Origin of the sequence: Pseudoflavonifractor sp. 60 (genome assembly GCF_009911645.1) — a bacterium.
Classification (GTDB): domain Bacteria; phylum Bacillota; class Clostridia; order Oscillospirales; family Oscillospiraceae; genus Lawsonibacter.
Genome location: NZ_QWKI01000088.1, coordinates 19,344 through 33,219, shown reverse-complemented (window position 1 = coordinate 33,219; position 13,876 = coordinate 19,344). Strand labels below are relative to the sequence as shown.

The following is a 13,876-nucleotide window of genomic DNA, read 5'->3' as shown; positions in this document are numbered from 1 at the left end:
CGAGTGCCAACGGGGACTTTGCTGTATTGGGAGCAAGTGTACTGCGGGGTACGCTTGCCGTTGTAGGTGCGGTGAACGTACATCTTGCCGCCGCAATCGGCACAGTAGATCAGCCCGGTCAGCGGTGCGGCCTCCCCAAAACCGTCCGCATAGCGTTTGGCGTTGCCCCGGATGCGCTGCACACTGTCGAAGGTTTCTTGGTCGATGATAGCCTCATGGGTATGCTCGAAAATTGTCCATTCGCTTTCATCAACATAGTGGCTTTTCTTGTCCTTGAAATGCTTTCGGGTCTTGAAGTTGACGGTATGGCCCAAGTATTCCCGCCGTTTGAGGATATTGACAACGGTGGAGGTAGACCACTGGCAGGGGTCTTTAATATCCCTGGTCTTGTGCAAGCCCTCACCATGCCGCGCCATGTGGACGGCGGGCATCTCGATTTGATTTTGTCAATATGAGTTGACACATTTCGCGCAAGGATTTTAGGATCTAAGCAGCCACCGCCTGTTCTCTGGTGCTGACACGACTATAGCCGTAGATGTTTGACTATGCTTCACCTCCGTTGATGCTTGCTCTGATGATATGGTGCGGTCATTTTGTGTCCGCATCACGATGCCGAAAATCAACGGATAACTTTTGTCCGTTGATTCCATGTTACAATAGCTGGTGGTGACAGAGTTTGTCACCACCATAAATTTCGGTAGCCGCTACTAAAAATCATGGATTGTAGCTGCTTCTATCTTGGAAAAGTGGGGTGGACAGAATTTGTCCATCCCATGTTGACGGAATCAGTGGTTCGATTTGAACCACTGATTTTTGGTAAGTGACCAATTTGGTCACCTGATTTTACCGCTCACGCTTCTGCCAAATGATGTTATAGCCCAGCGCATCAGCCAACTCCACAGCCTCGCCATAGCGGAGGGAACCTCGCCGCAGTTTGCCGGACAGGTTGGGAACACTGGCGCTCCAGCCGTACTCATCCGCCAGATAGTCTACCACCTCCGTCATGGTCATGCCTGCCCGGACAATATAGGATTTGATCTCATTTCGATAGGCTTCTGCTTTTTTCATGTTCATGTGAAATTTTCCCTCTCTTTTGGTTCGCTCTGTGGTATAATGGATACGCAAGTGTGCGATACCTGTTTGCCATAGAGCGTTGTTTGTTGGTATCAACTCGTTTGTTCAGATTTTTACCTGTAATGCCTTGCTTACATAGACCGCCATTTGACTTTGCCAACGAGTATGCTTTTTCCTTGATTAGAGAAAAGATTTGTTGGACAGCATACCACATTCACTATTGAGCGAAACGCTTTTTGGTGCAGATACAGGTACGCAAACAACCGATTGTTTGCGGATTTCACAAGGCTTGAATCTGAACCATGATTTTTAGGTGCCGTTCTTCCCAAATGCCGTTCCTGCCCGGGAATCTCACCCCAGCGTATCGCTTCCCTTGGTGCGCTCATATCGTGGCGGCACTTCGCCGGAAAGCATATCTTATTCGGACGGTCATGCAATTTTCAAGGTTCAGTAGTGCGTGTCAGGTACATTGTAGCGAAAAAATACGCCCCTTCCCGTATATCCAAGAGGGTGGAAAAGGGTGGCAAATCGGCGTGATTTCCACGCTTATGGACGGAGAGCAGAGATGGAAGCAAAATTGACGATACAAGAGCGTTTGAAGGACTTACGTGTCGTTGACCGAGGTCTGAGTCTGGAACAGCTTGCGGAACAGACAGGGCTTTCCAAATCAGCCCTCGGCAAATATGAGTCCGAGGATTTCAAGGATATAAGCCCCTTTGCCGTTGTGACGCTGGCAAAGTTCTACGGCGTGTCTACAGACTATTTGCTGGGTCTGACAGAAAACAAAAATCCCGCAAATGCAGAGCTTCAAGCCCTACATCTGCGGGATGATGCGGTGGATGCGATACGGGATGGAAAATATAATAAGCGGCTGCTGTCCGAGTTACTGGTGCATGACAAATTCCAGCAGTTGATAGTCGATGCCGAAGTCTATGTTGACCGGATTGCCGACAGCAGGATCAACGATATGAACACCATGCTTGAGGCGGTGCGCCAGCAAGTCATTCAGCAGTATGCCGCAGAGGACGGCGATTTACATACTCGGACGCTGGCTCTCGCCCAAATCCAAACGGCGGAATATTTCAAACAAGTGCTGTCCGATGACCTGATTGGCATTCTCTCTGACATTAGAGAAGCCCACAAACAGGATTCCACCACCGCAGACGGGGAATCTTCCGCCGAAGCTGTCAGCGAATATTTGCAGACTGCCATGAGCTATGAGGGCAGTCCGCAGGAGAAACAGGCCAGAGTTTATCTTGCAGGGCTGGGCATTGACTATGATGCCATCACCAAGGAGCAATTTGTGACATTGATGGATATACTGGCAAAGTCCAAGAAACTTCAAATCCGTCAGGCCAGTCGGCGGGGAAAGAGTAGCCCTCACCAGTCTCACAGCAAGGGCAAGAAAAATCGTAAATAGACTGATTTGCGTTTTACAGATTGTCTTACCTTGACAAATTCTTTGGAGTCAAGTACAATATACTTGGGTTATTGCATTTAGATAGTCTTTCTTGGTATTATATTGTGATTGGAGGTGCTTTGAGTGGACACTTCAAATTCGATTCTACTAAATCGCTTTTTTACTCGAAACACCTTTAAGCAGGTAATAGAAGATGGAGAAAGTCCGGCATATGTAGCAGCAATATGTAGGTATATAGTTGATTACTCGTGCAAAACTAACCAGGAATGCATTAGTGAAATTTACCAGCACCTTAGAAGTGAATATCAAAACGAGTATTATTATAAAAATACTCTGCTTAATAAACTTTTACTTGGAGTTCACAGTCCGCGTACTACAACAGCACTGACGGAGATTCCGGTCGGAAATTCTAAAGCTGATTTTATTTTAATAAATGGAAAGGCCATTGTTTATGAGATAAAAACCGAATTAGATAATTTTGATCGATTAGATGGTCAGATAGAAGATTACTATAAGGCTTTTTCAAGGGTGGTTGTAGTTACATCAGAAAAAAACTATGATGATGTGCAGCAAAAGCTCCGAAACACTCCTGTGGGGATTTGCTTATTAACAAAAAAGGGAACATTGAGCGTTCGCAAAGAACCTATTGAATACCGTGGTACGCTTTCGAAACCTATAATGTTTAAGGTATTGCGCAAAAACGAGTATGAGCAAATTTTGATTAAATGTTTTGGCTCATTGCCAGATGTGTCTCAGTTTGAATATTATAGGACGTGTCAAAGGTTGTTCGAGTCATTGTCAACAGATATTTCATACAATTTATTCATTCAAGCTTTGAAATTGCGGACAAAAATCGATATTGCAGAATATTCCAAAATTCCATATGAATTAAAATTTTTGATATATTTTTCAAATTATAAGAAAAGTGACTACGCAAAATTATGTCGCTTTTTAAATGCATAGGAGGCTATTATGTATTTTCCTATTTTGCGCGGTCGTCAATTTGAGCTTTTAGCTCTTCGCGAGTGTGTCAGCAAAAATATTCTTAGCAATCAAATCATTCCCATTGTAGAGCCGGTAAAAGTATCATCCACATATACAAAGACTGTTGATTCCTTTATAAAAGCCGGAAAACTCATTGCTATTATTCGTAATCCGCAAGTAGGCTCTTGGATTAAGGATTCAAAAAGGGAAAGTAATGCCAAAAATCTCCAACAAGCGTGTGAGCAACTTAAAAATAGTAGTATTATTTCTTCTTTCTATGTAACGCCTAATTTGGAGGCGTGTATTAACCTCGCTGCAAAAAATGGAGTTTCTATAGATTCGTTACTTCTGCTTTGCACCAGCCCTGAATATGTGGCCCATTATGAAAAAACAGTTGGCGATAGTAGGCCCTTGTATAATGTGATTCCTGATAAGGGTGATTTTAGAAGGAGAATTCGTCCTAATCGTGTTATGTGTGTAGATCATTTTCCAAAGCAAACAAGAAACATTGATTACTCTGATATAGAAACCGAATTCTTTTCTTCAGATCATTTATATTATGAGGATGACGGATACAAAGGGTTTTCTGACTATTCTGTTGTTGGCGAAGAATACAGCGAAACTGGTTTTGCTCCATATGCGGTAGCAATTCATATTGTGTACTTTGATGAGAAAAATATTTTACGAATTGCGCACTTTGTTTCCGATTCGAATGATGATATTTCCGACCCAGCGAGAAAATTTGCAGAAGCTGCTGGGAAATTAGTTGCATGGAATAAAACTATAAATTTAGATACAGTAGGTATCCGGGAATTTGAAGCGGCTTACAACGCCCAGACCTATCCCGGACTGGGGGTTGTAAAGAAGTATTCAATCATGCACCATCTTGAACTGATGAGTAGGTATTTAGATGGGGTAGCAAAATGATTTTTTGTGAGTATTGTTTTAATGATAAAGAAATTGCATCAATTATCGGTGCTGTATCTGCATCGAATACTGGAGAATGTCCCATATGCCATCATAAAGATGGACATTTATATGATACTGGCACTCAAAACGATTTAACTCCTTATTTTGAAGAGCTACTAAATATATACACTCCTTCTTCTATGCTCCCAGACACCTACCCCAAAGCTGAAACTCGTTCTTTAATTGATGATCTTAAAGGCAGATGGAATATTTTCGCAAATATTCCGCGAACACAAATATATGAGATATTAAAATCGGTCTGTGGTGAACTCTATGTAAGTGTTCCTGAACTTTTCGATGGAACTGTGGGAATTCCAGAGTTATATGATAGTATATACTTACAGGATCATGCTTTATTAAAAAACAATGATTGGGATGCCTTTGTTGTGGAGATTAAAACCCAAAACAGATATCACTCAAAACTAATTAACTTTGGAATTCTGGAAAAATATTGTTCGTTTATACGTAAAACTTATAAGGCAGGAAATTTGTTCTATCGTGCAAGAATTTCTGAACAATCTGGATATCCGATAAGTGAAATGTCGGCTCCTCCTGCAGGTAAGAGTTCAGAAGGCAGAGCTAATGCCAGAGGTATTACTTGCCTTTATGTGGCAAGTGACATTGACACCACCCTGCATGAAGTACGTGCTGGCGTCTTTGATTTTGTAAGTGTCGGGACATTCAGATTAAAACAAGATATTACAGTGGTGGATCTCCGTGCCATAACAGAGATTAGTCCATTTGTTGAAGGCCTTGAATATCTTGATCACGCAATAAACAAGCAATATCTTGAAAAATTAAATACTGAGATGAGTAAATCCTTGCGCAGGAGTGACAGTACTTTGGACTATGTCCCTACACAATATATCGTTGATTTTATCAAAAGTATCGAACATAACGATATGCGAGAATACGATGGAATTGAATATAACAGCACAACGAATCCGGGAGGATATAATCTTGCCATTTTTAATCCCGATTTGTTTGAATGCATAGCCGTCAATGTATATGACATAGAAAAACTACAATATACTTCTAAAAAGGTCTTATAAAAGTATATCTCGTCCGACAGATACTCATTTCGTAATTTTATTTTAGACCTGCTTTACGAAATTGGTCTTCACAGTCTCACAGCAAGAGCAAGCGAAAGAAATAAGTGTCCTGGACAGAAAAAACAAAAAGCGGGCGGAGCGCCGGTCAATCCGGTACTCCGCCCGCTTGCTGTGAAATTACGAATTGCCCTCAATCCCGCTGTGTAGACCCGACACTCGTCTGAGATAGTCCTCCAAATCGCCACAGAGGACTAACTCTGCATAATCCAAAGGGGCGTTGAAAACGAGCCAGTTCCAGTTCGGAACAGGCGTTGATGCTCAAAGCGATTTCTTTCTCGACCTCGGTGCAGTCAATGGAAATCATGCTCCCGTCCGCATAGCGCAATTCGACATTGCCAGTGTCGATGTTAAATTCACATGATATCATCTTGTTCATAGTGGAATCTCCGTAAAACCTTGTATTTTGTAACCAATCCTGTCTGACAGTCGCCATTCGTTTTTGGTTACTGTTTTACGGACACCCACCTAACGCTGGAAGTCCGTTTTGAGCATTTTTGGGAACAAATGCCCTGCTTGCCCGGTAGCGCATCATCCTTCAACGGGTCACTTTGACCTGTTGATTTTCAAACCAGGACAACATTGAAAATCAACGGAAACATCTTGTCCGTTGACGGCGGTTCACTTACCTTGCAAGCAATGTCTTTGTGGGAACAAAGACTCGAAACAGCGGTTCACGGCGCTGCCGGAAACCGCTGTTTCTGCTTGTTGGGAAGCATCCCAAACCCCTTGAACAACCTCGTTACCGAGGTTGGCTGCGCGGCAATTCTGCCGCTTTCCGGCTACCGCCCGCTGTTGATTTTCCGCTCCCGGCTCCGTTTCGGGGACTGTAGTTTCTCTGCCGGAACGGGGGCGGCTCCCTCGAAAGTTTCTTCCTCCGTCCGCACCACTTGTTTCCGAAATTCGTAGAAGTCGCTCATGTATGCCGGGAACTTGCTTTTCCAGAGGGCGTATTCCTCATCGGTCAACTCTCCAGCATCGTGCAGGGCGCAGGCTTTCATCAATCCCAGAATGCGGTATTGGAGCAGTGTGCCTGGACTGCTCATGACGGTATCCAGGTCGGGCTTGAACCTGTCCACCGCCACGCCGTCCCGGAACACGAAATGGATTTGTCCGTCCACCTCGGTCGGATATAGTCCGTAGATTTCTTCCAGCTTGTATAACGCCTGCAAAGCCCCCTCCAGGTCGGTGACTTTTTCACCGGCGATGGCGGCGTAGTTGACCCGAAGTTTTTCGGTAATCGCATGGAGCGTGAGAAAATCCGGCACACGGTTCCCCAACTCATAGTTCCTGATGGCGGACTCGCTGACCTCGCACAGGCCGGCGAGTTCTTTTTGCGTCAGCCCCGCCTGCTGGCGGTAAAAACGGATGCGCTCTCCCAGCGTTGCGTCAATCGGCAATCCCATGATATGTCCTCCCCGTCCTGATGTTGATTTTCAGTATCGCCGTCCTGCCACTTATTATATCATGCTCCGTTCAAAAATGAAATGAATTTTTGTAAATCTCTTGACAGCACAATTCTGAACTGCTACAATGATAATACAGTTCAAAAACGAACTCTACAAACTTCCGTAAATAGAACAACCCAGCATATATACCAAATCAGCGGCCAGCCCGGACAGAAAGGAGGTCAGCCGGGCCACCTTGCCGCTTCACCCACTGTCTCCACCAGCGTTATGGTGTTCGCTGGCGGACACTGTGAAAGGAACTGTGAATGACGGAAGAAAAAGGCAAAATCCCTGAATTGAAAGTAATCCCGGCAGAGGAACTGCTGGACACGACCTACGCCCCGTCTGGCACATTGGTCGATGGGCTGATGGGTCAGGGCATCTACATCCTCGCCGGAGCGCCCAAGGTGGGCAAGTCCTGGCTGGTGCTGTGGCTGGCGAACCAGGTCAGCAAGGGCGAGCCGGTCTGGGGGCTGAAAACCGAGAAATGCGGCGTCCTCTACATCAGCCTGGAGGACACCTTCCAGAGAATCCAGCAAAGGCTGAACGATGTCAGCGGCGGCAGTCCCGGCAATATCTGGCTTGCGACCGAGGCCCTGTATATCGGGGAGGGCTTCGAGGAACAGCTTACCAACTTCCTCGCCGCCCATCCCCATGTGAAGCTGGTGATTATCGACACTCTCCAGCGTGTCCGCAAAGCCGGACAGGAGCAGTACAACTACGCCAGCGACTATGAGACCGTCTGCGTCCTGAAGAAAATCGCTGACCGTTTTCTGGTAACGGTGCTGGTAGTCCACCACACCCGCAAGGCCGGTTCCTCTGATTCCTTCAACATGATTTCCGGCACGACCGGCCTGCTGGGCTGTGCCGATGGTGCTCTCGTCCTGCAAAAGTCCTCCCGGATGGAGACCACCGCCACACTGGATGTGACCGGGTGGGAGGTGGCCGACACGCAGTTGAACCTTCGCTTTGATAAACAGCGAAAGATCTGGGATTTCGTTTCCTTTGGCGGCGATATGCGGGAAAAAGAGCCGCACCCCGTTTTGACCGCTGTTCAGAACTTTATCCGTGAACGGCATGAGTGGATTGGGTATGCGGCGGAGTTGCTGGAAGAACTGAAAGCCCAGCATGAACTGGACGCGGAGCCGCACACGCTGACCCGCTTGATGAACGCCCATATTACGGAACTGGCAAATGAGTACGGTGTCCTGTACCGCTCCGGCAAGCGGACCGGCAAAGGCCGCCGGGTCTATCTCAAGGATATTCATGAGGACTGTGCAGCTAATGTAGGTAATGACGGTATTTCCGACACCAGGGCTGGTGGTGAAAATACCTGCAATAGCTACATTACCGTCACTGATGGCCCGGAAGGAGCGTGACGGTATGGAGTATCCGAACATGAACCAGCCCCCGGTGGAGTTGGAAAATAAGACGGTTTGCCGTCTGAACGATTACACCGAGGTCAACATTGGCGGCGTTGTCTACCGGGTCAAAAGCGTGTTTTCTGACAAAGGCCAGATTGGCGATTTACTCGATCTGGCGGCGATGGAGAAAATCGGCCGTATCGCATAAAGGGCCTTTGCATCAGAGCGTGAGCGTGCTATAATGGCGGTAAGGTAATCGACCGCCATTTGCACTGCTCTTTGGGAGGTAAAATCAAAGATGCAGGAAACCTATAATGTTGGAATTTATTGCAGGCTCAGCCGTGAGGACGAGAGAACCGGCGAAAGCGTGTCCGTGGAGAACCAGAGGGAAATGCTCAGCCGCTACGTCCATGAACAAGGCTGGAACCTCTACTCGACCTACTGTGATGAAAGTATTATATTAGGACTAGGTCAGAAAGTGCTTGTGCTGCAAGGCTTTCCTGATTTGGTCCTAATTTTTATGCGGTCCCAACATAAGGGCCATTGGGGAGGATGATAAAGAAATGTGTAGAATTATCACAGTTGCCAATCAGAAAGGCGGCGTAACGAAAACCACGATTTGTCAGCACTTATCCTACATACTGGCCGAGCAGGGGCGGCGGGTCCTCTGCGTGGATTTCGACCCTCAGACGAACCTCTCCGCCACCCTTCTTCCGGATGGACAAGCTCCCACACTGGACGTCAGCGGGGTCATAGCCAAGCTCCTGGATGACCAGGACTTGCCTGCTCCAAGCACCTACATTCAGCGGTGCGGGAAGGTCGATCTGATTCCTGGAAGCAAAAGCCTGGCCAAGCTGGAGACCAGCTTGCTCACCGAAATGGGGACAGAGCGGTTTTTGCAGGAGATACTCTCTCCGCTTCGGCCCCATTACGACTACATTATCATCGACACCAACCGGGCTGCCAGTCCCCTTATGACCAACGCACTCACGGCGGCAGACAGCGTTCTCATTCCCATCTGCCCGGAGTTCTACTCTACAGAAGGGCTGAGTGATTTAATTGCCAGCGTCTTGAAAAACCGGAGGAGACTAAACCCAGCCATTCAATTTGAGGGCATTGTCTTTTCCCGCTGTAATCTGAGGACAAATCTTTACCGAATAACGCGGACCAATGTAGAAACTGCGTTTCAAGATGAAATTCGGGTGTTTCGGACGGCCATCCCGGAGACAGTAAAGGTTGGGGATGCTATCAGCCGTGGGCTGACAGTGATGGAATATGCCCCAGATTCTAAGGCCAGCATTGCATACCGGGCCTTTGCAAAGGAGTTGATCAGCTATGTCGAAAGCACCCCCGCCCAAAGGAGTACGCTCCATGTCCTCCCTGGCAGCGGAGTTTGCCGGGCAGGATAACGAGCGGGAAATTGAAATCACCCAGAAAGGGCTCCGCCTGGTCTTTATCTCCTTCTCTAAGATTCGTCAGTTCGCGGGCCATCCATTTCGACTTTATACCGGGGAACGGCTTTCCGACATGGTGGAGAGCATTCGCCAGAACGGGATACTCATGCCGCTGATTATCCGCCGTATCTCAGATGGCGACGTGTACGACTATGAGATGCTCTCCGGCCACAACCGAATGAACGCGGGGCAGATTGCTGGCCTGGACGGCGCCTGGTGTCTGATCAAAGAGGGGCTGTCCGACACGGAAGCTCTGATGTATGTGGTGGAAACCAACATGCTCCAGCGGTCCTTCAGCGACTTACTCCCCAGTGAAAAGGCGGCGGTGCTCGCCCTGCGGTATTCGGAGATGTTTTCCCAGGGTAAGCGAAACGACATCCTTCGGGAACTGAAAGCTTTGGAGGGCGGCGGGGAAACTTGTGGAAGTGACTTCCACAAGTCCAAAAACCGGGATACCCTGGGTGGGGACTATGATCTCACCGGGCGTCAGGTGGCCAACTACCTGCGGATCAATCAGCTGCTGGACTGTCTCAGGCTCAAACTGGACGCCAAACTTCTGACCCTGGCCTCCGCTGTTTCTCTCTCCTACCTGAGCAGGGAGAATCAACTGGCCGTATTCGCCGGGATGAACCGGTATCCGCGTAAAATGTCGGACGCCCAGGCAGCGGGCCTGCGTAAACTGGCGGAGACAGAATCCCTTACCGAGCAGGGTGTCGTTGACTTTCTGCGTAACCCCAAGCCTTCCGGTCCCAAAGCAGTCAGTATTGGGAGAAGTCTTTACTACACCTATTTCAAGCCCGGAACTCCTCAAAAAGAGGTGGAACGGATCATCGGGGAGGCCCTGGCCCTATATTTCGGACAGGTAGGGGAGGAATCAGCATGATACAGGTCACACCCATATCCCTGTCGGACTGCCCTGATGTGCTCCAGTCGGAGGTCCAGAGCAGGCTGGATGAGCCGGACAGCGAGATCCTTTCCATTACAGTGACAGAAAGCACTCCCTACAAAGACAAAACCAATATCTCCAGGCAATACCGGGTCATCATGAACCGGCTGAATCTGGTGTCTGTCCTGCACTGTTACGACGACGGTGTTTTGAAGGACAAGCTGTCTGTAAACCAGCTGATTTGGGGCGATATCCTGGAGATCATCCGGACGGCTCCTGACAGCTCATCCTTGGGTGAACTGCGGAAAGCGGTCCCGGAGCAAACTAAAAAGCGTTTATCCCTATAATTTATCCATATAGCTTGGCCCCTGTGTGGCACTCACACAGGGGCCGGGCTTTTCTTTTGCAAAAAACAGGAGGTGCAACGACTATGACAGGACAAATTGCCAAACGGAGGCCGGACCCCTTTGATGGGTCCTCCGGCGCCCGCTTGAGCAGAATGGGGCTGCTCACAGGAGCGGGAGATGTGGACGAAGCCGCTATGCAGGGGTTTATCCATATTTTTGCGGCTTCATTTTTTGATGATCTCTGCGATACCTATGAGTCTCTGGAGACTATCTCCAAAATCACAGCTGCATTCTGCGAGCTGGAGGAGCGGAACGACCCGCAGCGTATTTTCCTGCTGCTGTCCCTCCAGTATGACGCATTGCGCAAGCCGCTGCCCGATCCGGTGTGGTGGCTGGCGGGCCATGCCCCGGCGCTGACACGGTTCTCGCTGGGGTTTACCGCATATCTGTCACAGCTGATGGCGGATGTGGAGAAAAAGGAAAAGGAGGCCGACCCCCGTGAAATTATGGATCACAGCCCCAGGTGAGGGAACTCCGCCCCTGTATGCGTTTCTGGACAGCCTGGAGGAAAAACAGCGGCAGAAAATATTTTCCTTATTTGCTCTGCTGCTGCAAATGCCGGAGGCGGCAATGCGGGAGCCCTATGTGAAGCATTTTGGCATTGAGCGGTATCAATCGCTCTATGAACTGCGGGCCAAAAGCAAGAATATGATTCGTATTATCTTCACGCGGATGGAGAATGGCGACACTTTGTTTTTGACCCCATTTATCAAGCGGCGGCAGCGCGACACAGAAAAGGCGCTGGAGCACTCACTCAGACTGCTGGCGGAATTTCGGGATCATCCGGAATACGCAGTAGAATATAAAATCAGGGAGGAATCCAAATGAAACCCATCGTACCCATCACCCTGGCAGCCGCGCTGGCGTTGTCCAGTGCGGTATTTTTCTGGAGAAGGAGGAACCGGAGATGAAAAGACTGCTTACCTGTCTGCTGCTGGCGGCGGCCCTGGTGACCAACGCCTGCGCCCTGGAGGTGCCCACCGACACCACCATCCAGAATCTCAATGGCAGCCAGCAGCTCATCAAGACCTACACCCTGCCCCCCGGTGCCGACCCCCAGCAGCTCATCGAGGAACCCTTTGACCAGGAGGGCTGGTGCTACACCTTCGCGGACATCGTGAAGGAGGAGAACCAGGTGTCGGACCGGAAGTACCACACCGAGACAGTGACCCTGGAGACGGACACCAAGGACCTGGGCAAGATCCTGGAGCAGTTGGATACCACGCTGGATTACAACGACGGCATTTACTCCGGTGTCCTGACCCTGGACCACACTACCATCCGTACCGAGGCCGCCGGTTACACCAGCCAGGCCAAGAATGTTACCGCTACCAAGACCATCGGGCCGCTGGACCGCAACGACATGTCCTACATCCCGGCCACCACTGTCAAGGACGGTGTGACGCTGAACCTGTCCAACGTAGACTGGCAGGTCATCGGCACCGATCTGGTGGGCGATACTCTGTCCCCGGCCTCCTATCAGGCTGTGGCCACCTACTCCGGGAAGTCCTACCACAAGGTCGCCACCGGGTACGTCACCTCTGCTGACTACACTGGTGAGGTCACCCGAAGCGATGTAGAGAGTATCACCTACAAGGTGACCTACCTGGGGACAGAGATGGAGGGCTCTGGCCTAATCGCCAACCGGGGCGGCATCAGCGTGGCCGGTCTGCCCGGGAAGGTCCTACCCTACGCCTTGGGCGTCCTGGGGGTGGGGACAGTCGCTACCCTTGCGGTGCTGCTGTTCCGCTCCCGCCGGGCCCTGCGGCAACTCCAGGAGGAGGAACTGGAGGACGAATCTGAACACGAACAGGAGGAATCGACATGAAAAAGCTGAACATTCTGACCCGAGCGATCTTGCCCGCGCTGGCGTTGCTGGCCCTGACCCCCTCCGCCTACGCAGCGGCGGACTACTCCTTTACTACGGATGCCCCCCAAGACTACTACAAGAGCACCAGTTATGAGGATGTCTACGGCAGCCAGTATAACTATGGTGGCAGGAACGTAGTAGACTACCAAATTCCAGAGTTGGAGTACGGTGTCCAGTCCACCACCATGACCGGCGTGATGGAGCATACCATCCTCCCCGGCCTTCAACAAACTATGGCTACAGGTGGGGGTGGTTATGGAGTGGCTGGCGGCGGGCCTATCACCGTTCTGGTAGAGGCCAGTAGTCCCGGCTCCACCACTCAGCCCCCCACTGTTCCCACTACCCCCACCGTCCAGCAGCCCGCCTACACCAGCTTGGACGGGATGGCCTACAAGGACGGCAGCATCGGCACCATCAAGATTCCGTCCCTCAAGATCAGTATGAAGCTGTGGGAGGGTGAGACTAACGCCAGCATAAAGAAAGGCTTGGGGCACTATAGCTCCACCTCCGCCTGGGACGGCAATGTCGGAGCGTGCGGCCATAACCGGGGGACCAAGTACGCTATCGGCTCCATCAAGAACTTGGAGCGAGGAGATACCATCACCTACACCACCATCTATGGGACCCGTACCTATGCGGTTGAGACGGTAAAGGTTATCTCCAACACCGACTGGAGTTATCTCCAGGCCACCTCTGACAACCGCATTACCCTGACCACCTGCCTGGCTGACCACCCGGAGAGCCGTGTCGTTGTACAGGCGGTGGAGGTCCGTTCATAAAAGGTTTACAAACGACTTTTTGAGCGTGAATCAGCCAAAAATTGTAGGCAAAATAAAAACAATTACACAAATCCAGCTAAGTCCAAAATATCGGGAAAGGGATTTAAAATAA

Annotated in this window: 16 protein-coding genes and 2 pseudogenes; 14 read left to right on the top strand and 4 right to left on the bottom strand. The window is 49.6% G+C overall.

What is annotated here, in order from left to right; translation table 11 throughout:
- Positions 1-443 (bottom strand): annotated as a pseudogene (locus D1646_RS10455) (recombinase family protein); the annotation flags it as partial.
- Positions 444-843: 400 nt separating this feature from the next.
- Positions 844-1,074 (bottom strand): LLM class flavin-dependent oxidoreductase, encoded by a 231-nt coding sequence (locus tag D1646_RS10450; RefSeq protein ID WP_243154121.1) that lies wholly within the window; start codon positions 1,072-1,074, stop codon positions 844-846.
- A 565-nt stretch (positions 1,075-1,639) separates the two neighbouring features.
- Here D1646_RS10450 and D1646_RS10445 point away from each other — a divergent pair.
- From D1646_RS10445 to D1646_RS10430, 4 genes are all read left to right on the top strand, one after another.
- A complete protein-coding gene (locus D1646_RS10445; RefSeq protein ID WP_160636404.1) occupies positions 1,640-2,494 on the top strand; it encodes a helix-turn-helix transcriptional regulator in 855 nt (284 codons plus the stop codon).
- A gap of 123 nt (positions 2,495-2,617) precedes the next feature.
- Positions 2,618-3,457: a sce7726 family protein gene (locus D1646_RS10440; RefSeq protein ID WP_160636403.1), complete on the top strand. Its 840-nt coding sequence runs from the start codon at positions 2,618-2,620 to the stop codon at positions 3,455-3,457.
- A 9-nt stretch (positions 3,458-3,466) separates the two neighbouring features.
- Positions 3,467-4,405, top strand: coding sequence for a sce7725 family protein (locus D1646_RS10435; protein ID WP_160636402.1), 939 nt, complete (start codon positions 3,467-3,469; stop codon positions 4,403-4,405).
- Positions 4,402-5,499 carry an RES family NAD+ phosphorylase gene (locus tag D1646_RS10430; RefSeq protein ID WP_160636401.1) on the top strand — a complete coding sequence of 366 codons (1,098 nt, stop codon included), beginning with the start codon at positions 4,402-4,404 and terminating at the stop codon, positions 5,497-5,499. Before D1646_RS10435 ends, D1646_RS10430 begins: the two co-directional genes overlap by 4 nt.
- A gap of 177 nt (positions 5,500-5,676) precedes the next feature.
- Here the strand turns inward: D1646_RS10430 and D1646_RS23200 are convergent.
- Positions 5,677-5,935, bottom strand: a pseudogene (locus D1646_RS23200) (DUF6061 family protein).
- Positions 5,936-6,338: 403 nt separating this feature from the next.
- Positions 6,339-6,962: a helix-turn-helix transcriptional regulator gene (locus D1646_RS10425; RefSeq protein ID WP_160636400.1), complete on the bottom strand. Its 624-nt coding sequence runs from the start codon at positions 6,960-6,962 to the stop codon at positions 6,339-6,341.
- A 308-nt stretch (positions 6,963-7,270) separates the two neighbouring features.
- On the opposite strand from D1646_RS10425, the gene D1646_RS10420 reads away from it, so the two are divergent.
- The 10 genes from D1646_RS10420 to D1646_RS10375 all read left to right on the top strand — a co-directional run bounded on the left by D1646_RS10420 (position 7,271) and on the right by D1646_RS10375 (position 13,764).
- On the top strand, positions 7,271-8,383 hold the full coding sequence (locus tag D1646_RS10420) for an AAA family ATPase (RefSeq protein ID WP_160636399.1): 1,113 nt from the start codon (positions 7,271-7,273) through the stop codon (positions 8,381-8,383).
- A 4-nt stretch (positions 8,384-8,387) separates the two neighbouring features.
- Positions 8,388-8,576, top strand: a complete 189-nt coding sequence (locus D1646_RS10415; RefSeq protein ID WP_160636398.1) for a hypothetical protein — start codon at positions 8,388-8,390, stop codon at positions 8,574-8,576.
- A 90-nt stretch (positions 8,577-8,666) separates the two neighbouring features.
- Positions 8,667-8,924 (top strand): recombinase family protein, encoded by a 258-nt coding sequence (locus tag D1646_RS23950; RefSeq protein WP_160636397.1) that lies wholly within the window; start codon positions 8,667-8,669, stop codon positions 8,922-8,924.
- Between the two features lie 7 nt (positions 8,925-8,931).
- Complete coding sequence (locus D1646_RS10405; RefSeq protein ID WP_160636396.1) at positions 8,932-9,777, top strand: ParA family protein; 846 nt, start codon at positions 8,932-8,934, stop codon at positions 9,775-9,777.
- A complete protein-coding gene (locus tag D1646_RS10400) occupies positions 9,704-10,705 on the top strand; it encodes a ParB N-terminal domain-containing protein (RefSeq protein ID WP_243154120.1) in 1,002 nt (333 codons plus the stop codon). Before D1646_RS10405 ends, D1646_RS10400 begins: the two co-directional genes overlap by 74 nt.
- Positions 10,702-11,055, top strand: a complete 354-nt coding sequence (locus D1646_RS10395; RefSeq protein ID WP_160636395.1) for a hypothetical protein — start codon at positions 10,702-10,704, stop codon at positions 11,053-11,055. The genes D1646_RS10400 and D1646_RS10395 overlap by 4 nt, the downstream gene beginning before the upstream one ends.
- A gap of 83 nt (positions 11,056-11,138) precedes the next feature.
- Entirely contained in the window at positions 11,139-11,582 is a 444-nt protein-coding gene (locus D1646_RS10390; RefSeq protein WP_160636394.1) for a hypothetical protein, read from the top strand.
- On the top strand, positions 11,554-11,943 hold the full coding sequence (locus D1646_RS10385; RefSeq protein ID WP_160636393.1) for a type II toxin-antitoxin system RelE/ParE family toxin: 390 nt from the start codon (positions 11,554-11,556) through the stop codon (positions 11,941-11,943). Before D1646_RS10390 ends, D1646_RS10385 begins: the two co-directional genes overlap by 29 nt.
- Before the next feature lie 79 nt (positions 11,944-12,022).
- Positions 12,023-12,943: a hypothetical protein gene (locus tag D1646_RS10380; RefSeq protein WP_160636392.1), complete on the top strand. Its 921-nt coding sequence runs from the start codon at positions 12,023-12,025 to the stop codon at positions 12,941-12,943.
- The gene (locus D1646_RS10375; RefSeq protein WP_160636391.1) at positions 12,940-13,764 is read left to right on the top strand and encodes a sortase; all 825 of its coding nucleotides are present in this window, start codon (positions 12,940-12,942) and stop codon (positions 13,762-13,764) included. The genes D1646_RS10380 and D1646_RS10375 overlap by 4 nt, the downstream gene beginning before the upstream one ends.
- Positions 13,765-13,876 lie beyond the last annotated feature (112 nt).